The sequence below is a fragment of the Pseudomonas sp. xss_2 genome, from assembly GCF_043104195.1.
Lineage (GTDB): Bacteria > Pseudomonadota > Gammaproteobacteria > Pseudomonadales > Pseudomonadaceae > Aquipseudomonas > Aquipseudomonas urmiensis.
The window spans coordinates 21,055-42,264 of the sequence record NZ_JBICKL010000094.1 but is presented as its reverse complement, the minus strand read 5'-3'; the positions used below and the strand labels follow the sequence as shown (position 1 = coordinate 42,264).

The 21,210-nt window shown below is 62.0% G+C and carries 18 protein-coding genes; 10 read left to right on the top strand and 8 right to left on the bottom strand.

The genetic code is table 11. The annotated features are described in order from the left end of the window. Window positions 1–27: 27 nt before the first annotated feature. The 5 genes from ACF8K2_RS23860 (at window position 28) to ACF8K2_RS23840 (ending at window position 4,822) form a co-directional block, all read left to right on the top strand. A complete protein-coding gene (locus tag ACF8K2_RS23860) occupies window positions 28–969 on the top strand; it encodes a ribose-phosphate pyrophosphokinase (protein ID WP_099773531.1) in 942 nt (313 codons plus the stop codon). A gap of 125 nt (window positions 970–1,094) precedes the next feature. Beyond that, window positions 1,095–1,691, top strand: a complete 597-nt coding sequence (locus ACF8K2_RS23855) for a 50S ribosomal protein L25/general stress protein Ctc (protein WP_186554199.1) — start codon at window positions 1,095–1,097, stop codon at window positions 1,689–1,691. A gap of 77 nt (window positions 1,692–1,768) precedes the next feature. Next, window positions 1,769–2,353: an aminoacyl-tRNA hydrolase gene (pth, locus tag ACF8K2_RS23850; RefSeq protein WP_264234724.1), complete on the top strand. Its 585-nt coding sequence runs from the start codon at window positions 1,769–1,771 to the stop codon at window positions 2,351–2,353. Between the two features lie 22 nt (window positions 2,354–2,375). Then, entirely contained in the window at window positions 2,376–3,476 is a 1,101-nt protein-coding gene (gene ychF / locus ACF8K2_RS23845) for a redox-regulated ATPase YchF (RefSeq protein WP_186554201.1), read from the top strand. A gap of 164 nt (window positions 3,477–3,640) precedes the next feature. Beyond that, window positions 3,641–4,822 carry an MFS transporter gene (locus tag ACF8K2_RS23840; protein ID WP_392468027.1) on the top strand — a complete coding sequence of 394 codons (1,182 nt, stop codon included), beginning with the start codon at window positions 3,641–3,643 and terminating at the stop codon, window positions 4,820–4,822. On the opposite strand, the gene ACF8K2_RS23835 is transcribed toward ACF8K2_RS23840, so the two are convergent. The 5 genes from ACF8K2_RS23835 to ACF8K2_RS23815 all read right to left on the bottom strand — a co-directional run bounded on the left by ACF8K2_RS23835 (window position 4,794) and on the right by ACF8K2_RS23815 (window position 11,306). Next, on the bottom strand, window positions 4,794–5,759 hold the full coding sequence (locus ACF8K2_RS23835) for a LysR substrate-binding domain-containing protein (protein ID WP_392468024.1): 966 nt from the start codon (window positions 5,757–5,759) through the stop codon (window positions 4,794–4,796). The genes ACF8K2_RS23840 and ACF8K2_RS23835 overlap by 29 nt on opposite strands. Before the next feature lie 109 nt (window positions 5,760–5,868). Next, a complete protein-coding gene (ycaC, locus tag ACF8K2_RS23830) occupies window positions 5,869–6,495 on the bottom strand; it encodes an isochorismate family cysteine hydrolase YcaC (protein WP_186554204.1) in 627 nt (208 codons plus the stop codon). Between the two features lie 44 nt (window positions 6,496–6,539). After that, window positions 6,540–7,229, bottom strand: coding sequence for a hydrolase (locus ACF8K2_RS23825; protein ID WP_186554205.1), 690 nt, complete (start codon window positions 7,227–7,229; stop codon window positions 6,540–6,542). 335 nt (window positions 7,230–7,564) lie between these two features. Further along, a complete protein-coding gene (locus tag ACF8K2_RS23820) occupies window positions 7,565–8,869 on the bottom strand; it encodes an McrC family protein (protein ID WP_392468021.1) in 1,305 nt (434 codons plus the stop codon). Between the two features lie 16 nt (window positions 8,870–8,885). Further along, window positions 8,886–11,306, bottom strand: a complete 2,421-nt coding sequence (locus tag ACF8K2_RS23815) for an McrB family protein (protein WP_392468018.1) — start codon at window positions 11,304–11,306, stop codon at window positions 8,886–8,888. Window positions 11,307–11,543: 237 nt separating this feature from the next. Between ACF8K2_RS23815 and ACF8K2_RS23810 the strand changes: the two genes are divergently transcribed. The 3 genes from ACF8K2_RS23810 to ACF8K2_RS23800 all read left to right on the top strand — a co-directional run bounded on the left by ACF8K2_RS23810 (window position 11,544) and on the right by ACF8K2_RS23800 (window position 14,979). Beyond that, complete coding sequence (locus ACF8K2_RS23810) at window positions 11,544–11,933, top strand: YybH family protein (RefSeq protein ID WP_392468012.1); 390 nt, start codon at window positions 11,544–11,546, stop codon at window positions 11,931–11,933. Between the two features lie 99 nt (window positions 11,934–12,032). Further along, entirely contained in the window at window positions 12,033–13,535 is a 1,503-nt protein-coding gene (locus ACF8K2_RS23805) for a purine-cytosine permease family protein (protein ID WP_392468010.1), read from the top strand. Window positions 13,536–13,548: 13 nt separating this feature from the next. Then, window positions 13,549–14,979: an aldehyde dehydrogenase family protein gene (locus ACF8K2_RS23800; protein ID WP_392468007.1), complete on the top strand. Its 1,431-nt coding sequence runs from the start codon at window positions 13,549–13,551 to the stop codon at window positions 14,977–14,979. Window positions 14,980–15,081: 102 nt separating this feature from the next. Here the strand turns inward: ACF8K2_RS23800 and ACF8K2_RS23795 are convergent, their stop codons facing one another. The 3 genes from ACF8K2_RS23795 to ACF8K2_RS23785 all read right to left on the bottom strand — a co-directional run bounded on the left by ACF8K2_RS23795 (window position 15,082) and on the right by ACF8K2_RS23785 (window position 19,394). Next, window positions 15,082–17,484: a DUF3772 domain-containing protein gene (locus tag ACF8K2_RS23795; protein ID WP_392468004.1), complete on the bottom strand. Its 2,403-nt coding sequence runs from the start codon at window positions 17,482–17,484 to the stop codon at window positions 15,082–15,084. 59 nt (window positions 17,485–17,543) lie between these two features. Beyond that, complete coding sequence (gene ada / locus ACF8K2_RS23790; RefSeq protein WP_392468001.1) at window positions 17,544–18,590, bottom strand: bifunctional DNA-binding transcriptional regulator/O6-methylguanine-DNA methyltransferase Ada; 1,047 nt, start codon at window positions 18,588–18,590, stop codon at window positions 17,544–17,546. Window positions 18,591–18,761: 171 nt separating this feature from the next. Continuing rightward, window positions 18,762–19,394 (bottom strand): DNA-3-methyladenine glycosylase family protein, encoded by a 633-nt coding sequence (locus ACF8K2_RS23785; RefSeq protein ID WP_392467998.1) that lies wholly within the window; start codon window positions 19,392–19,394, stop codon window positions 18,762–18,764. A gap of 321 nt (window positions 19,395–19,715) precedes the next feature. Between ACF8K2_RS23785 and ACF8K2_RS23780 the strand changes: the two genes are divergently transcribed. Beyond that, window positions 19,716–20,231: a sigma-70 family RNA polymerase sigma factor gene (locus tag ACF8K2_RS23780; protein WP_186554212.1), complete on the top strand. Its 516-nt coding sequence runs from the start codon at window positions 19,716–19,718 to the stop codon at window positions 20,229–20,231. After that, on the top strand, window positions 20,218–21,174 hold the full coding sequence (locus ACF8K2_RS23775) for a FecR domain-containing protein (RefSeq protein ID WP_392467995.1): 957 nt from the start codon (window positions 20,218–20,220) through the stop codon (window positions 21,172–21,174). Before ACF8K2_RS23780 ends, ACF8K2_RS23775 begins: the two co-directional genes overlap by 14 nt. Window positions 21,175–21,210 lie beyond the last annotated feature (36 nt).

Sequence of the window (21,210 nt, the reverse complement as noted above, 5' to 3'; positions counted from 1 at the left end):
TATACCCTCAGCCTTCAGGTACTGCGCGTGTCCAAGATGATGGTCTTTACGGGGAACGCTAACCCCGATCTGGCTCGGCGTGTCGTACGTCAGCTGCATATCCCTCTCGGTGACGTCTCTGTCGGTAAATTCTCCGACGGCGAGATCAGCACTGAGATCAATGAAAATGTCCGCGGTAAAGACGTCTTCATTATTCAGCCGACCTGCGCTCCGACCAACGATAATCTGATGGAACTGGTAGTGATGGCCGACGCCTTCCGCCGCTCCTCAGCTTCCCGAATCACTGCCGTGATTCCTTACTTCGGATACGCCCGCCAGGACCGCCGTCCGCGTTCGGCACGTGTAGCCATCAGCGCCAAAGTTGTCGCTGACATGCTCACTGTCGTGGGTATCGACCGTGTTCTCACCGTCGACCTGCACGCTGACCAGATCCAGGGTTTCTTCGATATTCCTGTCGACAACATCTACGGCTCGCCCGTATTGGTCGACGATATCGAAGACCAGCGTTTCGAGAACCTGATGATCGTCTCCCCAGACATCGGCGGCGTCGTGCGTGCACGTGCTGTTGCCAAGTCGCTGGGTGTCGATCTGGGTATCATCGACAAACGCCGTGAAAAGGCCAATCACTCCGAAGTGATGCATATCATCGGCGACGTCGAAGGACGCACTTGCATCCTGGTAGACGACATGGTCGACACCGCCGGCACCCTGTGCCACGCGGCCAAGGCCCTGAAAGAGCACGGCGCTGCCAAGGTTTACGCCTACTGCACGCACCCTGTTCTGTCTGGCCGAGCGATCGAGAACATCGAGAAGTCGGTACTGGACGAGCTGGTGGTGACCAACACCATCCCGCTGTCCGCCGCTGCTCAAGCCTGTGACCGTATCCGCCAGTTGGATATCGCACCGGTTGTCGCTGAAGCGGTCCGCCGTATCAGCAACGAAGAATCGATCAGCGCGATGTTCCGCTAAGCGGAACACACGTTGACGAAAAGCGCCCCGCCCCAACACTCGCTGTTGGGGCGGGGCTTTTTTGCCCACCCCGTTTGGCGCTGGTCGCAAACGCCTGCGGGAGATGGCTATTTTGGAGAAACAAAATGACTGATTTCATCCTGAACGCCCAAGCGCGTACTGACCTGGGGAAAGGTGCGAGCCGCCGCCTGCGTCACTCCGCCAGCATCCCTGCCGTTGTCTACGGTGGCGGTAAAGAAGCGCAATCCCTGACCATCGTGGCCAAGGAAATCGCCAAACTGTTCGAAAACGAAGCTGCCTACAGCCACGTGATCGAGCTGAACGTTGACGGCGCCAAGCAAAACGTCATCGTTAAAGCCATGCAGCGTCACCCAGCCAAGCAATTCATCATGCACGCTGACTTCATTCGCGTCGTTGCTGGCCAGAAGCTGACTGCTGTTGTTCCAGTGCACTTCATCAACGAAGAAGCACCGGTCAAGAAAGGCGGCGAGATCTCGCACGTTGAGTCGCAGATCGAAGTGTCCTGCGAAGCCAAGGACCTGCCAGAGTTCATCGAAGTCGACCTGGCTAACGCTGAAATCGGCACCATCATCCACCTGTCGGACCTGAAAGCTCCGAAAGGCGTAGAGTTCGTCGCTCTGGCCCACGGTGATGACAAAGCTGTTGCCAACGTTCACGCTCCGCGTGTTGCGCCGGAAGCTGCAGAAGGCGCTGCTGAGTAATCTACTCGGCACGCCGGTGTTGACCGGGTTACAGTGCTCAGCGCTGTAACCCACCAACTCCAAGGAAGAGCCCCTACGTGACCGCCATCCAGTTGATCGTTGGCCTGGGTAACCCCGGCCCCGAATACGAACAGACCCGGCATAACGCAGGGGCTCTTTTCGTTGAACGCATTGCTAGCGCCCAGCGTGTCTCCTTGACTGCTGACCGCAAATATTTCGGCCTGACGGCTAAATTCAGCCATCAGGGCAACGACGTTCGTCTGTTGATCCCCACCACCTACATGAACCGTAGCGGCCAGTCCGTAGCGGCTTTGGCCAATTTCTTCCGGATCAAGCCGGAAGCGATTCTGGTGGCTCACGACGAACTCGACCTGCCTCCCGGCGTCGCCAAGCTCAAGAAGGGCGGCGGCCACGGCGGGCATAACGGCCTGCGCGACATCATCGCGCAGCTCGGCAACCAGAACGACTTCCATCGCCTGCGGCTCGGCATCGGCCACCCAGGTGACGCCAAGCTGGTCTCCAACTTCGTCCTCGGCCGCGCACCGCGCGCTGAACAGGACAAGCTCGACGCCAGCATCGACTTTGCCCTCGGCGTGCTGCCGGACGTGCTCGCCGGCGATTTCGCCAAGGCCATGCGCGAGCTGCACGGCCAGAAGGCCTGATATCACCTAGAGGGGAATTTCCATGGGTTTCAATTGCGGCATCGTCGGCCTGCCCAACGTCGGCAAGTCCACCCTGTTCAACGCGCTGACCAAATCCGGCATCGCGGCTGAGAACTTCCCCTTCTGCACCATCGAGCCGAACAGCGGCATCGTGCCGATGCCCGACGCGCGCCTGGCGGCCCTGGCCGAGATCGTCAAGCCTAACCGCATCCTGCCGACCACCATGGAGTTCGTCGACATCGCAGGCCTGGTGGCCGGTGCCTCCAAAGGTGAAGGCCTGGGCAACAAGTTCCTCGCCAACATCCGCGAGACCGACGCCATCGCCCACGTGGTGCGCTGCTTCGAAGACGAGAACGTGATTCACGTCTCCAACAGCGTCGACCCCAAGCGCGACATCGAGATCATCGACCTGGAGCTGATCTTCGCTGACCTCGACAGCTGCGAGAAGCAACTGCAGAAGGTTGCCCGTAACGCCAAGGGCGGCGACAAGGATGCCCTGGCGCAGAAAGCCATCCTGGAAAAACTGATCCCGCACTTCACCGAAGGCAAGCCAGCGCGCAGCCTGATGAAGAACATGGCTGACGACGAGAAAGCCGTGATCCGTGGCTTCCACCTGCTGACCAGCAAGCCGGTGATGTACATCGCCAACGTCGCTGAAGACGGCTTCGACAACAACCCGCACCTGGACGTAGTCCGCGCCATCGCCGAAGAAGAAGGCGCAGTGGTGGTGCCGGTGTGCAACAAGATCGAAGCCGAGATCGCTGAACTCGACGACGGCGAAGAGAAAGACATGTTCCTCGAGGCCCTGGGCCTGGAAGAGCCTGGCCTGAACCGGGTGATCCGCGCAGGTTACGAGCTGCTCAACCTGCAAACCTACTTCACTGCCGGCGTGCAGGAAGTACGTGCCTGGACCGTACGTGTCGGCGCCACCGCCCCGCAAGCGGCCGGCGTGATCCACACCGACTTCGAGAAAGGCTTCATCCGCGCCGAAGTGGTGGCCTATGACGACTTCATCCAGTACAAGGGTGAAGGCGGTGCAAAAGAAGCCGGCAAATGGCGCCTGGAAGGCAAGGACTACATCGTCAAAGATGGCGACGTGATGCACTTTCGCTTCAACGTCTGATTCGGCTGTAATACGCGACGCCCTCACGCAAAGCACTACACTGAAGGCGTAACTGAAGCGGGATAACCGAAGCGCTGCCTCGAAACCCGATGGTCTTGACCCCCTGCCGGTCGACCGTCGGGCCTGCAGGTCCGGCCCACACCGGCTTGCACATCGGAGCACACATGAGCGCACGTATCTGGCTTCTGGCCCTGGCGACCTTCGTCACCGGCATGGCAGAAAACATCACTATCGGCATCTTGCCGGCCCTGGTCGACGGGCTCGACGTGCCACTGGGCGTCGCCGGGCAACTGACTACAGTCTTCTCCCTGGCATTCGCCGCCGCAGCCCCCTTCTCACCCCTGCTGACCCGCCGCTTCCCGTTGCGTGGCCTGCTGTGCGCGGCGCTGGGCCTGTTCGCACTATTCAACCTGATCGCAGCCCTGGCCCCTGGCTATGGCCTGCTGGTCGCCGCTCGCATCGGCATGGCGGCGACTAGCGCGCTGACCTGCCTGACTTGCACCCTGATGGCCACCCGCATGGTGCCCGACGCCCTGCGAGGTCGGGCCATCGGCGTGATTTTCATGGGGATCAGTGGCTCGCTGGTGCTGGGTGTGCCAGTCGGCATGCTGTTGTGCGACGCCCTCGGCTGGCGCGGCGTTTTCATTGGCCTGGCGCTGCTCGCCTGCGCCGTGCTACTGCTGACAGGGCGAGCGCTGCCCGTGCTTGAGGGCAGTGAGCGGGTTGCGCCGCGGATGTATCTGCAACACCTGGGTAACGGGCGCCTGCTCGCCGCTCAGCTGGTCTCGCTGCTGATGATCGCCGGACACTTCACCGTCTTCGCCTACCTTGCCCCATACGCCCTGCAGGTTGGGCAGATCCCCACCCAATGGCTGGCTGCAGTGTTTGCCGCCTTTGGCATTGCAGGCGTCTCTGGGGGCTATGTCGGCGGCTGGATGGCCGACCGGTTGGGCGCCAACCGGGCCATTTTGATTACCCCACTGCTGTACCTGGCCAGCCTGCTGATGATGCCCTTGGGCGCGGCAACGCCGTGGCTGTTCCTACCGATGATGATGCTCTGGGGTTGTGTGAGCTGGATGGTCTCGCCGGTGGTGCAAAGCTACCTCGCCAGCCGCGGGGCGCAGACCTTCCCGGCAGGCATGAGCCTTAACTTGTCTGCCATGCACCTGGGAGTGGGTGTGGGCACAGCGGTCGGCGGCCTGGTGATCACGGGCGCAAGCCTCACCGCCACACCCTGGGCGGGTGCCCTGCTGACCGCAGTGGCTGCGGTATTGGCGGCCTGGTCGGCGAGCACCTCGAAGCGAAGGAAACCCGCGTTCAGCGAGCGCGAGATGGCACAAAGTTAACTGACTCAACCGCCGAGGTATTCGCAGCAAACGGCCCAAGCTGCTCCTGCTCGAACGCCTGGGCAAGAAAGTCGATCAGCTTGCGCACCGCCGGCATCAGCCCACGCCGCGAAGGGAACAGCGCCACCACCTCGCCTTCGCGTGGCGCCCAGCCCTCCAGCACATGCACCAACCGGCCGTTGGCCAGGTATTGGCTGACTGCCTCCTCAGGCAGCAGCGCTACGCCAACACCGGCCAGGACACCTTCGCGCAACACGGCCAGATCGTCCGAGACCAGCCGGGGACGAAACTCGATAGAGGCTTCGGCGCCCTGCGGCCCGACCAGATCCCAGGTGTAGTCGTGCACATTGATGCCCCAGCACAGGCTTGGCAGCGCGGGCAGTTGCGCCGGGGTTTGCGGCTGGCCATGTTCAGCGAGCAGGCTCGGGGCAGCCACCAGGCAATGCCGACTCGGCGCCAGCCGGCGCATGATCAACTCGCTACTTTCCAGCGGCTGGTGGCGCACGCTCAGGACCAAATCGAAGCCCTCGCCGATCACGTCGACCCGCCGGTTATAGCTTTTCACCAGCAGTTCCACCACCGGGCACTGGGCCATGAAACGCGCAAGGATCGGCGCCAGGCGCGAATCCAATAGTGACGTGCTGCTGGCCAGGCGGACGATGCCGCGTGGCTCGAGCCGATTACGCTCGATCGCATCCTCGGCAGCTATTGCTTGTTCGAGCATGCCCAGGCAATGGTGGTAATACTCCAGGCCCACTTCAGTAACCGCGAACTGCCGTGTCGAGCGCTGGATCAGGCGCACGCCCAGGCGCTCCTCCAACTTGGCCACGCGACGACTCAAGCGTGACTTGGGCAAGTCCAGGATGCGTCCGGCAGGGGCAAACCCGCCGTGCTCCACCACCTTGGCGTAAAGATACAGGTCGTTCAGGTCAAACATCGGCATCACTCGTCCACGACTCACGCGTACATCATCCGCCTTTACGCAAGGATTGTGGTGCCCTTCGAGGTGCCGACCCGGGCCTCCTTGCAGAGGCCCGGGTCTTGCGTCACTTGGACTCGGTGAGTGTGCTGTAGCTGGTCATCAGGTTGCGGTAATCGGGAATGTGGTTGGAGAACAGCGTCCCCAGCCCCTCGATATCGTTGCGCCAGTCGCGATGCAACTCACAGGCCACGCCGAACCAGGTCATCAACTGTGCCCCAGCGGCTTCCATGCGCCGCCAGGCCGAATCGCGGGTCAGCTCGTTGAAGGTACCCGAGGCGTCAGTCACGACGAACACCTCGAAGCCCTCCTCCAGTGCCGACAGTGCCGGGAAGGCCACGCAGACCTCGGTCACCACCCCTGCGATAAGCAGCTGCTTCTTGCCGGTGGCCTTGACCGCCTTGACGAAGTCCTCGTTGTCCCAGGCATTGATATTGCCGGGCCGCGCCACGTAGGGCGCATCCGGGAATTGCGCCTTGAGCTCCGGCACCAGCGGGCCATTGGGGCCACTTTCGAAACTGGTGGTGAGAATGGTCGGCAACTTGAAGTACTGGGCCAGGTCAGCCAGCGCCAGCACGTTGTTCTTGAAGCGATCCGGATCGATGTCGCGCACCAGCGACAGCAAGCCGGTCTGGTGATCGACCAGCAGTACCGCTGCGTTGTTCTTGTCCAGACGCTTGTATTGAAATGCCATGGTGGATCTCCTTGCGTGGATGGGAAAACGCGCCCCGCGTGGGGTCAGCTACGTTGCGAATCCAACTGCTCGTTCTGGCTGACGACGGCCTGGGCCTTCATGTAGCTCTCGATCAGCAGCTGGTAGTGCGGGAATACTGCGCTGTAGGCCTCAGCCCACTGGGCGGCGTCCGGACGGTTCCAGGTGCGTTGCACCTCCGAGCAAACCGCTGCGGTGTCCATCGGTACCACGCCAGCCTGGACCACCCGCGCCAGGGTCACTTCCTGGGCCATCTTCGAGTAGGTACCTGACGCGTCGATGACAGCGAACACCTGATAACCGGCATTTACCGCGCTGATGCTGGGGAAGGCCATGCAGACACTGGTGATGGTGCCGGCGATGATCAGTTGCTTGCGCCCGGTCGCCTTCACGGCGGCCACGAACTCGGGATTGTCCCAGGCGTTGATCTCACCCTTGCGCGCGACGTACTGGGCGTGCGGAGCGGCTTCGTGAATCTCTGGAATCAGCGGGCCGTTGGGCCCCTGGGGCACGGAGGCGGTGGTGATGACCGGAATCTTGGCCAGGCTGGCGACTTTGGCCAGGGTGATGGCGTTGGCCCGCAGCTCGGTCATGGGCATGTCCTTGACCGTCTGGAACAGGCCACTCTGGTGGTCGATCAGCAGCATCGTGGCATTGTCAGGATCGATCCGGGGGATCTGGCCTTCGAAGTTGGCAGCTTGCGAGAAATTGCTCATCGTTCTCTCCTCTTGTTTGGAGAACCGGCCATCCTGGCCAATGCGGTCGGGCCGCGACCCACAGGTCCACAGTGGGGATTATGAGAGTAGGCAACGCAGGCTGAGTGAGACGACCGTCAGTCGGCGACCTGAAGTTATTGCGCTCGCCAAACAGGCTGAGCGCACGACAGGCGTAACGGTAAAGGCCGGGCGAACCGGTCGGTAGCCCCATTGGCGCACCCTCAGAGTTCCATTGCGTGAACGATGGGTGGCGCTTCGGCGGTTGTTCCCTGACGCTGAGTCGGGGATCGAAGTTCGTGGCCCGCGCCTAGACCGCAGCGGGTCAGCGCAAGCGATCAATGAGTGGTGAGGGGGTAATCAGAGCAGCTATCAGCCTGCGTGCGTAGCGGCAACCCAGCCAGATCGCTACCCAGCAAGTACTCGTTCTCCAGATCGAACGGCAGTACCCACAGATGCAGATCGGCACCGTAGTCAAATACCGGCAACGCTTTCTGCAAGCCCGGCCAATACGGATAGATCAGCACCAGCCTCGGCGCCTGTCCATCTCTGTACTTATGCCCATAGGCGAATAGCTGATAGAAATCGCTTTGTTGCAGCTGATAATTGTCGCCATGAGCGTCGCTGCGCAGGCGCTTCCATTTGGTATCTAGCACCCAACGCCTTGAACAGCTATCAATAAGGAAGTCAGGCCTCAGCCCGAACATTTGGCCTTGGCCATGCGCGCACAGGTACTTGCCGTCGGCCTGACAACTCAACGTCGCCTGTGTCGATAATTGCCGCTGTAACCAGTCACCTACGAAGTTCTCGAACAGCTTCTCCATCGGGAACAACATGCTCAAGCCCTGCCACTGCCCCGCCACAGCGATGGGCATCTGCTGATTGAGGATCAGCTCGCACCACGGCTTGACGTCACGATAATGCGCCATCAATCGATCCTTGCCCCAGGCCAGCAAGTCACTCTTCACGTGCTTGCTGGCAGGGACCTCCTCGAACAATCCGCGCAGCTCGTTGGCCAGCCGCCAGTTGCGCGCATCTTGTGTGGTGCTTGCGACCTGCAGCAGCGCCAGTTTAAGCAGGCGATTTTCGGCGCGATCAGGCAGATAAACGTCATGGCGCAGTTGGAAGTAATGCTGTCGCCCAGGTGGCTGACGCATCTGTTTGACCATGTCTAGCTGACCACGCAAGAAGCGCTGTTCTTCTTCGATCCGCTGGTAGTCAAAGCGAATGCCGCGCTTGAGCAAATAGTCCAACTGATCGAGAAACTGCCCCATCACCCACTCGCTCAGTGGCGCATCGAATAATTCGAGGCTGGTGAGTGAAGTTTGCCTGGGGGTCAGATGCAGCGCGGTTTGGATCAACTTACGCAGCAGTTGTCGACTTCCAAGCAGGCAATCACCCTGCTCGATGTGTTTTGGCAAGATCTCGATGCGCACACCGCAGGGGGTCTCCAGGATGCCCACGTAGGAATCCCAGCGTAACCAACGTCGTCCTTCTACCTGTAACAAGCGCGCGCCGCGCTTGCTGAAACCGGCACTCAACTCGCACAGCCAGTCAAAAGCACTCGGAGTTACCTGGGCAAGATCCAATGAAGGCTCGACGCGCTCTGTGGTGAGCAGGGCGTACTCACGAATAGTGATCACGGCAACGCTCACCCGCTCAGCCCAAAATGTTCAGATAGCTGTCGCGCTGACTAAACGCCTCGCTGTTGAGCAGCCAGCGCCGGTCATCCACCTTCGCCGCCACGTCGCGGCCAAACAGCTCAGCAAGATCAGCCTGGCTTGCCGGGCGCGTGATGAAGGGCTGAGAACCGCTGGCGTTGGCGTGCTGGTCATTCAACACCCAGCTGATCCGTTCCCAATCCTCAAAGAAGTACTCCTGAAGCAACGGCACAATATGCTTACGGAAGATGTGTGCCAAACACTCAAGCGTGGGGCTCTGCTCGAGGGGAAGGAAGTAAGCATGGCCCAGACAGTGGTCACGATCGAGCAAGACTTCGATGCGCTTGTTCATCACCTCCAACAGTGTGGAGATTGCAATCCCCTCCACCTGCACCTGCGCCAGGATATCTGGCCGGGGCAACATCTCCTTGAAAGCGAAACGACGGCGCAATGCGATATCAAGCCCGGACAACGAGCGATCAGCACTGTTCATGGTACCGATCACGTGCACATTGCTAGGCACGCTGAAGAAATCTTTCGAATAAGGCAGCCTGACCGACAAGGCCTCCGCCTGGCCTGCGCGCTTGGATTCTTCCAGCAGGGTAATCAGCTCGCCAAAGATCCGAGAAATATTGCCGCGATTGATCTCATCGATAATCAGAACATAGTTGCGCCGCTGACGAGGTTGTTCCTGGGACGGGTCAAACTCCGCGAGCCCACATTCATTCTGCAAGTAGCGCAGGATGCCCTGAACATAGGACGCGTTATGCATGTAGCTCTTGTCACCGGTTCGGTACAGACGTCGGAGATCGCTCAGGGATGCACGATAGGGCATCTTCTGATCGGCAGAGACAGCAGGAAACACTCGGAAGGTTTCACCGCCCACATAGTCGAAGTCAAATGAGTGATTTCTCACCGTCTGTGCGGTCAGCGGTTGTCCGCCACTGCTCAACTTTTCCTTCAGTCGGGTGAAGGCCTGTTCAAACGGATCATTGTCGATATCGATGTCCGCCGCGGCGTTGCTGCAGAGCGCCTTGAAAATCCCCGGTTCAATCCGATAAACCAGCTGCCCATCCTCATTGTCGGCGCGTATGCCCTCCACAAAGTCTTCGTAGCTGAAGCTCTGGTGGAACGTGCAGAACACGACTTGCTGGCTTTTCACATATCCGTTGAATGCCTCGGTCAACGCCTGGCGAGTAACACCAGGGCGCGTGAGTAATTCAGGTTCAAGGATGGCCAGCGCTTCATTGACAGTGTGGTAGGTTTTTCCGGTACCCGGCGGGCCGAACAGAATCTGGTTGAGCGGTGCATTCGCGCATTGCCTTGCATCCAGCGATTGCGGCTCGGCTTCAAGTGCTACCGGCTTGCCGCCCTTGAAGGCTGCGAGCAACTGCCACATGGCAATATTGTTTTCCAATACGTCGTTTGGGTTGACCTGCGCCGCTTGCAGGCATTGTTTGATCTGTCGGTTGAGCTCACACCATCCACCCAGGCCTGCACCCGCGCCGAGCTGGAACTTCGACTTGAGCCCTGCCAATAACAATTGACAGTCTTTATCGGTGAGGATGCTGGTATAAAGTTGCGGCGCGAATGCGGCAAACACCCGACTGATCATTGCCGGTCGATTGGCATGGAAATGCCCGGCACGCACGCTATCGCGCCATTGTTGAAGAGTGCTGTCGTAAGTTTCCGGGGTGGGCGCTGCCATGATCTTCAGGGTCATGGCTTCGATCAAAGGGAACTGATCATTGAACTCCTCAGATGACATCACCCCTTGCTTCAAACTGGATATGCCGTTGTTGCGGTCAATCCACAATTGCTCCAGAGCCGAACGGTCGAGCATCACTCGGCGCTGGCTGAGCCCTTCTGCGTATTGGGTGGCTGCCTCATAGCTGCGCAACCATTTAGGCTGTGATGAGGCATCGTCTGCCGAACTCCATTCAATGAACTGCCGCAAGCTATGCTTGCCAGCCCCAGTGCGCCAGAGCTCGTCCAACACCTCTGCTCTGGACTGCGGGAGGCCTGTGCCGGTAATGGTCGGACTCCAGCTTCGCATTGCCAAAGCCTCAGTCAACAACTCAAGAGGCAGCAAACCACGCGCGCAATCCGGACGCCGCTCTTCTATGGCAATGTGCAAGCGGTTGGCGCCTGCCTGAGCGACGGTGCCGCGAGCGACAATGCCCGGCGTGGCACCAGGCGATACCAAATACACCCGATCCCCAACCTGGGGTTGGAGTAAGTAGCAATCGAGCTGAATCTCTTCTCGGGTGCCAACAGAAACGCTCTGCGATTGCCAGGCGGGATCCGGGGTCCATGTCAGCAAGAAGGCCGAGATACGTGCGGGGTTATCCTCGTCAACCTCCGAGGCGAAGGTCGGCTCGGGCATTGCGTCCGATAGGCTTCTATTCAACTCATTCATGCGCAGCACTCCATGCACCCGCCTACTGACAGGCCAGCTCGCTTCAAGAAGGGAAACGCCCTAGCGGGGCGCAAGGCATATTGCCACTAGCACCCACCTGTCTCAACCTCTCACGCAGCATGCAAACCCTTGGTTCACAGATTTCTGAACTAATTATTTGCCCACAGCGATTTTTCCCTCGCCCCTCCCTCACCAGAATCGCATCACCACAATCACAATAACCGTGAGGCCACTCCCGTGGACCAGACACTCCAGGTACGGCAAGCCGCCGCCGACCTCGTCGCCGCCTTTGCCAGCAACGACAGCGCCCGCTACTTCGCCTGCTTCAGCGAAGACGCCACCTTTCTTTTCCACACATTGGCGCAACCCCTGCTGTCACGCCGCGCTTATGAACAGCTTTGGGCCCAGTGGCAAGCCGAAGGTTTTGCCGTGCTCGCGTGCCAGTCGAGCAACGTCCACATCAGCCTGCAAGGTGAGCTAGCGATCTTCATCCACGATGTCGCCACGCGCATTCGCATCGCGGGTGAAGAGCACGCGCTGAGCGAGCGCGAGACCATCGTTTTCCGCCGCCAGGATGAGCGCTGGCTGGCCTGCCATGAGCACCTTTCAGTGGTTAGCCAAGCCTGAAACCGTTTTAGCCTTTGCGGCCCTGCCGCCACTGCCAACGCACCCACAAGAGGGTCTGCGCACTGCGCCGACCTACAACAACCGCGCTGGAGCATCATCATGAGCCACTCGACCGGTATCGAGACCAATGGCGTCGAACAGATCCCCGACGATCAACGCGACGCCACCCCGCTTGACCTGTTCCGCCTGATCTTCGGCGGCGCCAATACCTTCGCCACTGCGGTGCTGGGGAGCTTCCCGGTGCTGTTCGGCCTGTCGTTCCAGGCCGGCGTCTGGGCGATTCTGCTGGGGGTCGGCATCGGCGCCTTGATCCTCGCCCCGATGGGCCTGTTCGGCGCACTCAACGGCACCAACAATGCGGTGTCGTCCGGCGCGCATTTCGGCGTGCACGGGCGTATCGTCGGCTCGTTCCTGTCACTGCTCACTGCCGTGGCGTTCTTCTCGCTGTCGGTGTGGAGCTCGGGCGATGCGCTGGTCGGCGGCGCCAAGCGCCTGGCCGGACTGCCGGAAACCGACCTGACCCTGGGGCTGGCCTATGGCTTGTTCGCGGTGCTGGTGCTGGTGGTGTGCATCTTTGGTTTCCGCTTCATGCTGTGGGTCAACAAGATCGCCGTGTGGGCCTCCAGCCTGTTGTTCTTGCTGGGCCTCTTCGCCTTCGCCGGGCCTTTTGACGCGGGCTTTGCCGGTAGCGTCAATCTCGGCCAGGCAGGCTTCTGGGCGGCCTTCGTCGGGGCCGCGATCCTGGCCATGAGCAACCCGGTGTCGTTTGGCGCGTTTCTCGGCGACTGGTCGCGCTACATCCCGCGTAAGACGCCCAAGGCGCGCATCATGCTGGCGGTGATCGCCGCCCAGGCGGCCACCTTGATCCCGTTCCTGTTTGGCCTGTGCACCGCCACCCTGGTGGCCAGCCAGGCGCCGGACTACATCGCCGCCAACAACTACGTCGGCGGGCTGCTGGCCATTTCGCCGAGCTGGTTCTTCCTGCCGGTGTGCCTGATCGCGGTAATCGGCGGCATGTCCACCGGCACCACCGCCTTGTATGGCACCGGCCTGGACATGTCCAGCGTATTTCCCCGACTGCTCAGCCGCGCAGGTGCCACTTTGCTGATCGGCGTTGCAGCCATTGGCTTCATCTTCCTGGGGCGCTTCACCTTCAACCTGGTGCAGAGCGTGTCGACCTTCGCCGTGCTGATCATCACCTGCACCAGCCCATGGATGGTGATCATGATCCTCGGCCTGATCACCCGTCGCGGCTTCTACCACGCCGATGATCTGCAGGTGTTCACCCGCGGCCAGCGGGGCGGTCACTACTGGTTCCTGCATGGCTGGAACTGGCGTGGCATGGGCGCCTGGCTGCCGAGCGCGGCGGTCGGCCTGTGCTTCGTCAACCTGCCGGGGCAGTTCGTCGGCCCGCTTGGCGAACTGGCCGCAGGCATCGACCTGAGCCTGCCGGTAACCCTGGGAATCGCCGCTGTGCTGTATCTGCTCCTGCTCAACCTGTTCCCTGAACCTGCTGGCGTGTATGGCCCTCTAGGCCCGCGCTGGGTGCGCTGCAAACGCACCCCACACATGCCGGTAACCCCTGCTGCCGAAATGGCCTGACTGGAATTCGCCCATGACCACTCCTCACTACATCGACGGCCGCTGGGTCGAAGGCCAAGGCAACGACTGCATCACGGTGCATGAGCCAGCGCTGGGCTTGCCCTTCGCCGAGCTGATGTCGGCCAGCACTGCGCAAGTCGACCAGGCAGTGGCAGCCGCCCGCCGCGCCCTGCCGGCTTGGAAGCAGACCTCTGCCGCTGCACGGGCGGCGCTGCTACGCGGTTTCGCCGAGCAACTTGGCGCGCGCCGCGACCCGCTGATCGCCTTGCAGATGCGCAACAACGGCAAGCCGCGCCATGAGGCCGAGATCGATCTGGACGATGCCGTGGCGACTTTCGCCTACTACGCTGATCTTGCCGAGCAACTCCCAGAGAAGAATCGCGCTGTGCCGCTGGCGGTGCCTGGCTTCAGTGCGCGCACGCGCTTGGAGCCGGTCGGCGTGGTGGGCCTGATCGTGCCGTGGAACTTCCCGCTGGTGACCAGCGCCTGGAAGCTCGCCCCTGCCCTGGCAGCTGGCTGCACGGTGGTCCTCAAGCCCTCGGAAGTCACCCCGCTGATCGAGCAGGCCTACGGCCAGATTGCCGACGTACTTGGCTTGCCGGCAGGCGTGCTGAACATCGTCAACGGCAAGGCCGAAACCGGCGCGGCACTGAGCAGCCACAGCGGCTTGGACAAGCTGTCGTTCACCGGCAGCAATGGCGTTGGCAGCCAGGTGATGCGCGCCAGCGCGGCGCAGTGTCGGCCGGTGACGCTGGAGCTGGGCGGCAAGTCGGCGATCGTCGTGTTCGACGATTGCGATGTCGACCAGGCGGTGCAATGGATCATTGCCGGTATCACCTGGAACGCCGGACAGATGTGCTCGGCGACCTCACGCCTGCTGGTCCAGGACGGCATTGCCGATGCACTGCTGGCGCGCTTGCAAGCAGCGCTGGAGACGATGCACGTAGGTAATCCCCTAACTGAAGAGGTACAGATGGGGCCGCTGACCAGCCAGGCGCAATGGCTGAAGGTTGCCGGCTACTTTGCCACTGCACGGGAAGAGGGGTTGCGGTGCCTGGCGGGCGGCAAGGTGCTCGATCGCGATGGCTGGTTCGTCAGCCCCACGCTGTATGTCGATGTGCCTGAACACAGCCGGCTGTGGCTGGAAGAAATCTTTGGCCCGGTGCTGTGCGCTCGGCGTTTCAGCACTGAACAGCAAGCCATTGCCCAGGCTAACGACAGCCGTTTTGGCTTGGTCGCCACCGTCTGCTCAGCCGACTTGCAACGCGCCGAGCGCGTGGCCGATGCGCTGGAAGTGGGCCATGTGTGGATCAACTCGGTGCAGGCGGTATTCGTTGAAACCTCATGGGGCGGCACCAAGGGCAGCGGGATCGGGCGTGAGCTTGGGCCTTGGGGGTTGGCGGCGTATCAGTCGGTCAAGCATGTGACGCGGTGTCTGGGCTAAGCGCAGGCCGCTAAATGTGCTGCGTTCATGAGACTGAGCGCCGCTCGTGCGGCGCTCGATCTCAAGGGCACAGCTGAAACACTGACTTACTGCGCAGCAGGTTCAAGCAGGCTCGTCGGCCGGCCGCTGGCCTTCTTGCACCAGCACCATGCTCTGAGGCGACGACAAGGGAATGTCTTCGTCTCGCAGACGCCCCAGCACAGTGAACAGCAGATCACTGCGCGCTCCCGACACCTGCCGTGGGCTGGCCACGTAGCCGCTGACACTCAGCACCATGCCACTGGCGGTGAGGTCCTTGAAGGTCACCGAAGGCGTCGGTGCATCGAGGATCGCTTCGTGCTCGTGGTAGGCATTGAGCAACAGCTCGCGCACTTGGCTGGCGTCGGTCTCCAACGGCAAGGTCAGGGTAATGCTCACTACCCCCAGCGCATTGCCCATGGTCACGTTACGCACGTTCTGCGAAATGAACTGCGAGTTCGGCACGATTACCGTGGAGCGGTCGGACATCTGGATCTCGGTGGCGCGCACGTTGATGCGGCGGATGTCGCCTTCGACCCCGGCAAGGCTGACCCAATCGCCCACTTTGACCGGGCGCTCGGTCAACAGAATCAAGCCAGAAATGAAGTTCTGCACGATCTGCTGCAAACCGAAACCAATACCGACCGATAGCGCACTGACCACCCAGGTCAAGCTGGTCAGATTGATGCGCAGGGTCGACATCACCAGCATCGCCAGGAACAGGAAGCCCAGGTAACCGACCAGGGTCACCAGCGACGCGCGCATGCCGGCATCCATGTCGGTTTCCGGCAGCAGGCGCTCGCTCAGCCAACGCTTGACCACGCGAATGGCGAACAGACCACCGAAGAACATCGCCAAGGCCAGGAAGATATCCTGCGGGACGATGTTAAGGTTACCGAGCACCTTACCGCCGCTGCCATCCCAATCGGCCAGGCTCATCAGCAGCTCACCCGGGCTGGTGCCCGACGGCATCAGCGCGAGCAGCGCGGCGGCGAACAGCAGCAAGGTGCGGCCAATCCCGGCCAGGATGGTGCTGGCCTGGGCTTGGTGACGCTGGGCCAGGCCGAGTGCCGAGGCCAGCGCCAAGCCGCCCGGCTGGCGCGGTGAAAGCAGGGTTTCGCAGAGGTCGCCGAACACCGTGACCAGCAGGTAGGCACAGGTTGCGACCACGCTGATCCACAACAGCTTGGCAGTGAGGAAGTAAGCCAGGGTCAGGTAACCGGTCAGCAGCGCCAACACGGTCAGCGCCAACCATACGACGATGACGAACGGGATCAGCCCGGCCAGGCCTGGCGGTCGCTCAAGCTTGTGCAGGCGACGAGTACGGCGGTAGCGGACCAAGGCGGCGAAGAAGATCGACGCCACCACCAAGGCGGTCAAGCCGTTGGTGGCCAGGGTCAGCGCCAGGCTGGTGCCGATCACGCTGTTGATCCGCTCCTGGCTGAGCAGCACCATCAGCGCCAGCGCCAGCAGTTTCGGGAACCAACCCAGGGCACTGGCGACCTCGTCCGGGATCGGCGGCAAACGCCAAGAGGGGCGCTGCAACATCAACATGGCACGGCCCAGACCGGTGATGAAGGCGCTGAACACCACCAGGGTCAACACATGGTTGATCAGGCTGGCGATGTCGGCGCCCAGCTCGGCGCTGGTCTCAAGGCCCCAACGCACCAGCGACACCGAGCCGGAAATGGTGCCCAGGGTCGCCAGGCTGACGCTCAGGGCCAGGGCGCTGCGGCGCAGGCGACCTTCAGGCAGCCAGCGGATCATCGCATCGGCCAACAGCTGCTCGAGTACCCGTCTTACCAGGGTCCACACCAGCAGCGCCGCGATCAGGCTGGTGATGAACAGCCAGCGGTTTTCAGGGCTGAAGGCACTGGCCAGGGCATCGGCTGCTTCGCCACGCAGGGCCCGCAGGCGGGCAACGTCATCGTCGGTCGGCCGGATAAAGCTCGACCAGAACGCTGGGCTCAGCGGGCTCGCCGCGCGGCTGGTGATCTGCGAGTTGAACTGGCTGCGGCGCAGGTTGACGATCTGGGTCGACAGGTCGCGCGCCGATTGGGTCAGCTGGGTGGCGGTCTGCTGCTGGGCGAGCAAGGCCTTCTTGTCGCTGGTCAGTTGCTGACGCTGGCGGGTGATGCTGTCGGCTTCGTCCGGCAGCACTGGTCCGAGCACCTTGAGCTGGTCTTCCACGCGCTCCAGATCGGTCGTGCGCAATGCCACCTGGGCATCGGCCTGGCGCTGCACCTGCATGGCCGCCTGGCGCAACTGCGAGAGCTGGTCGTCATTGGCATTGGTGGTCACGCCCTGGCGGATCTGGTCGAGCCGGTCGCTCAGTTGCTCCAGGCTGGCGTTTTCTTCCAGCGCAGGCATTTCCCCGGCCAGCAATTGCCCCACAGGGGTAGCACCCGCCGACCAAGCCGGTGTGGCCACCCACAAGAGCAAGGCCAGAATCCCTACGCAGAAACGGTCAAGGCTTATACGCCTCATTGAAATCCCCTAATGTTCACAAGCACAACTGGCGGGGAATTCTACGCTGCTGCGCGTGATCAGGAGAGTGCCGTCTCTCGGTCCAGCAATTGCCGCTTGCGCTCGACCCCCCAGCGATAACCGCTGATATCGCCATCCCGACGCACTACCCGGTGGCAAGGGATGGCCACGGCGATGCGGTTGGCAGCGCAGGCCTGCGCCACCGCGCGGACCGCCTTGGGCGCGCCAATACGCTCGGCGATCTCGCTATAGCTGACGCGCTGGCCTGCCGGGACCTCACGCAATGCCTGCCAGACCCGCTCTTGAAAGGCTGTGCCTTGAACGTCCAGTGGCAGGTCCAGGCCGAGGGCGGGTTGCTCGACGAACCCCACTATCACGGCGATCAAACGCTCGAAATCGGGATCAGCGCCGATCAGCTGCGCCTTGGGGAATTGATCCTGCAAATCATTGAGCAACGCTTCAGGGTCGTCACCCAGGAGAATGGCGCAGATACCGCGCTGACTCTGCGCCACCAGAATGGCGCCCAGCGAGCATTGGCCAAGGGCGAAATGGATGATGGCGCCTTGGCCGCCTGCACGGTACTGCTTGGGCAGCATACCCAGACGCTGGCCGGCGCTTTCGTAGAAGCGGCTGTTGGAGTTGTAGCCGGCGTCGTAAATGGCCTCGGTCACCGAGCTGGTTTTGTCGCCCAGGCGATCGCGCAGGCGCTGGGCGCGGAAGGCCGAGGCGTAGGCTTTTGGCGTCAAGCCGGTTTCGGCCTTGAACAGGCGGTGCAGGTGGAACGGGCTGAGGCACAGTTCGATGCCCAGCTGATCGAGGTTGGGGGCGCTGTCGCTGGCTTCGATCAGGCGACAGGCGCGGGCGATCAGATCGCTGCGCCGGGATGCTCCAGCGCAGCGTTGGCAGGCGCGAAAGCCTGCCGCTTCGGCGGCGCTAGGGTCAGCAAAGAAGGTGACGTTTTCGCGTTTAGCCAGCCGTGACTTGCAGCCAGGTTGGCAGTAGATGCCCGTGGTGCGCACGGCGTAGACGAAGTGCCCGGCTGCGCTGTTGTCGCGGTTTTGCACGGCGAGCCAGCGCTCGGCGTCGGTGGCGTAGGCGGGCTTCATGGGGAGCGGCTCCTGGCGGTGGATGGGAGTGAGATTGCCAGCTGCCGGTGCCGGGTTCACTCCGATTCTTGCGCGTAAACTTCACGATGATGGGGCCGCTGCGCGGCCCTTTCGCGGGTAAACCCACTCCTACACTGACCGCGCCGTTCGGAAGATCGGCGCAGCACCCTATCACCCGACAGCCCGCCACAGATACCAGGCGGCCTCCGTCCGGTGCGGGCTCCACACACTGGCCAGCGATCTCATCTGGGCGGGTGTCGGCGCCTTGTCCAGGCCCTTGATCCGCCGATAGCCTTCGCGCACGCCGAAATCATCCACAGGCAGTATGTCCGAGCGCTCCAGGCAGTAGATCAAGAGCATCTCCACTGTCCACCGCCCTACTCCACGCAAGGTCACCAGCCGCTCGATCAGCACCTCATCGGTAAGCCCCAGCGCTTGCTCACGACTGGGCACGATACCGTCCAGGCGGGCCTGGGCAATGCCCTGCACGGTCGCCAACTTGCTCGCTGAAAAGCCACAGGCGCGCAACGCCTCGGGGCGGATCGCCAGCAGTTGATCAGGGCTGGGAAATGCCGAACCAGGAAACAGTGCCAGCATCCGCCCCAGGATCGCCTCGGCCGCACGCGCATGCAGTTGCTGGTAGGCAATCGCTCGCACCAGCGCTTCATAGGGCTCGCGCCCGGGCGTTGCCTGATGCAGGCATGGCCCGGTCGCAGCAATGTGCTGGGACCAGTGCGGATCGAGCGCCGCGAGATAATCTGCAGCTTCGCGAAACGCGGCGGGCGAAAGATCGGCCAGAATCATCGACGACTACCCAGTGCAGAAAACCTTCATCTTAGCCCTAATACGGTTCACTCAAAGCCCTTGTCGCCTGCTTTTGGGCCGCTCTGCGCCGCTCGGACCGACGGCGCTATACCTGTGCGGGCTTGCCCGCGAAGGGGCGCAGAGCGGCCCAAAAAATCTTAAGTGAACAGCATTATCACTTTAGCCCAGCCGTTTATCGGGGAAACGCCGGATCTTGCGCGATAATTTCCTGGTATACCGTTGCCCTGGCTCATCGACCCCGCCTAGAATTGAGAACTATTAACAAACGCAGTTACTTCCAGGGTCAAGGCCGTTGCCACGATGCAGATGAACGACACGCTCAAGCCGGCCGAAATCGATCTGCTCTATCAGTCCCATCATGCTTGGCTGCGCGGCTGGCTCAAGGCCCGGGTCGGTTGCCGGGAGAACGCCGCCGACCTGGCCCAGGACACCTTCGTGCGCCTGCTGCGGGCGCGCCAGGTTTCGCCGTTGAAAGAGCCACGCGCCTACCTGAGCAGCATCGCCCGTGGCCTGATGATCGATCAGTTCCGCCGTCGGGCGCTGGAGCGGGCTTATCAAGAGAGCCTGGCCAACTTGCCAGAAGGCGAGGCGCCCAGCGAAGAGTATCGACGGGTGATTCTCGACACCCTCGAACGCCTGGACCGTGCCCTGCACCAGTTGAAACCGCGGGTGCGCCAGGCTTTTCTACTGGCCCAACTCGATGGCCTGAGCATCGCCCAGATCGCCCTGCGCCTGGATGTCTCGCGCGCGACCATCGAACGTGACTTGGCCAAGGCCCTGGGCACCTGCTATCGGTTGCGCTATGCCGACGCCTGAGCGCATTCCCGCACAAGCCCAGGTCGATCAAGCCATCGACTGGCTGGTAAAACTGCGCTTCGACGAACCCAGTGCGCGCACCGAGCGGCAGTTCCAGCAGTGGCTGACCAGCCACCCGCACAACGCCTTGGCCTGGCAGCGGGTGAGCACGCTGAGCGACGAACTCGCCGGCCTGCCCAGCGACCTCAGCCGGCGCACCCTCGAAGGCAGCCGGCGCCAGCAGATCAGCCGGCGCGATCATCTCAAGCTGCTCGCAGTCCTGGCGGTGGGTGGCAGCCTCGGTTGGGCGGCGCGCGAACCACTGGGCCTACCCGCCCTGCTGGCCGACAGCAGTACCGCCACTGGCGAGCGACGTGACGTGCAAGGCAGCGACGGCAGCCGCATCCAGCTCAACACCGCCAGCGCCATCGACTTGCGCTACAGCGCCGATCAACGCCTGCTGACGCTGATTCGCGGCGAGCTGACCCTGGACAGCAATGCCAACGACAAACGCCCTTTCATCATCGACACCCAACTCGGTGCGTTGAGCACCCACGACGGCCAACTGTTACTGCGAGAAAACGCTCAAGGCCTGTTGCTGGCAGTGCGCCGCGGCGAGGTCACCCTGATGCCCCACTCGGCGCCGTTACGCCAAGTGTACCCAGGCCAAGTGCTGCAGCTGGCCGCGTCCGGCGCAATCCAGCCAGCGCTGGTGCATGGCGACCCCTGGGGCTGGACCGATGGCGTACTCAGCGTGCAGCAGATGCCGCTCAGCGAATTTACCGCTGAACTGTCGCGTTATCGCCCGGGGCTGTTGCGCTGCGCACCTGAGGTAGCCGATCTGAAAGTGTCCGGCACCTATCAACTGGCCGACACCGAGCAAATCCTCCAGCTGCTGGCGCGCAGCCTGCCGCTGCAGATCGACTACCGCACGCGCTATTGGGTCAGCATCGGGGCTGCATGAAAAACCTGAAAATAAATGAGGTGGAATCTCATTCTC

Bases quoted from the DNA above. Each gene is read 5' to 3' on its own strand.
- ACF8K2_RS23855 (WP_186554199.1), top strand. From the start codon at position 1,095: ATGACTGATTTCATCCTGAACGCCCAAGCGCGTACTGACCTGGGGAAA.
- ychF (WP_186554201.1), top strand. From the start codon at position 2,376: ATGGGTTTCAATTGCGGCATCGTCGGCCTGCCCAACGTCGGCAAGTCC.
- ACF8K2_RS23840 (WP_392468027.1), top strand. From the start codon at position 3,641: ATGAGCGCACGTATCTGGCTTCTGGCCCTGGCGACCTTCGTCACCGGC.
- ACF8K2_RS23835 (WP_392468024.1), bottom strand. From the start codon at position 5,759: ATGTTTGACCTGAACGACCTGTATCTTTACGCCAAGGTGGTGGAGCAC.
- ycaC (WP_186554204.1), bottom strand. From the start codon at position 6,495: ATGGCATTTCAATACAAGCGTCTGGACAAGAACAACGCAGCGGTACTG.
- ACF8K2_RS23825 (WP_186554205.1), bottom strand. From the start codon at position 7,229: ATGAGCAATTTCTCGCAAGCTGCCAACTTCGAAGGCCAGATCCCCCGG.
- ACF8K2_RS23815 (WP_392468018.1), bottom strand. From the start codon at position 11,306: ATGAATGAGTTGAATAGAAGCCTATCGGACGCAATGCCCGAGCCGACC.
- ACF8K2_RS23805 (WP_392468010.1), top strand. From the start codon at position 12,033: ATGAGCCACTCGACCGGTATCGAGACCAATGGCGTCGAACAGATCCCC.
- ACF8K2_RS23800 (WP_392468007.1), top strand. From the start codon at position 13,549: ATGACCACTCCTCACTACATCGACGGCCGCTGGGTCGAAGGCCAAGGC.
- ACF8K2_RS23795 (WP_392468004.1), bottom strand. From the start codon at position 17,484: ATGAGGCGTATAAGCCTTGACCGTTTCTGCGTAGGGATTCTGGCCTTG.
- ada (WP_392468001.1), bottom strand. From the start codon at position 18,590: ATGAAGCCCGCCTACGCCACCGACGCCGAGCGCTGGCTCGCCGTGCAA.
- ACF8K2_RS23785 (WP_392467998.1), bottom strand. From the start codon at position 19,394: ATGATTCTGGCCGATCTTTCGCCCGCCGCGTTTCGCGAAGCTGCAGAT.
- ACF8K2_RS23780 (WP_186554212.1), top strand. From the start codon at position 19,716: ATGCAGATGAACGACACGCTCAAGCCGGCCGAAATCGATCTGCTCTAT.
- ACF8K2_RS23775 (WP_392467995.1), top strand. From the start codon at position 20,218: ATGCCGACGCCTGAGCGCATTCCCGCACAAGCCCAGGTCGATCAAGCC.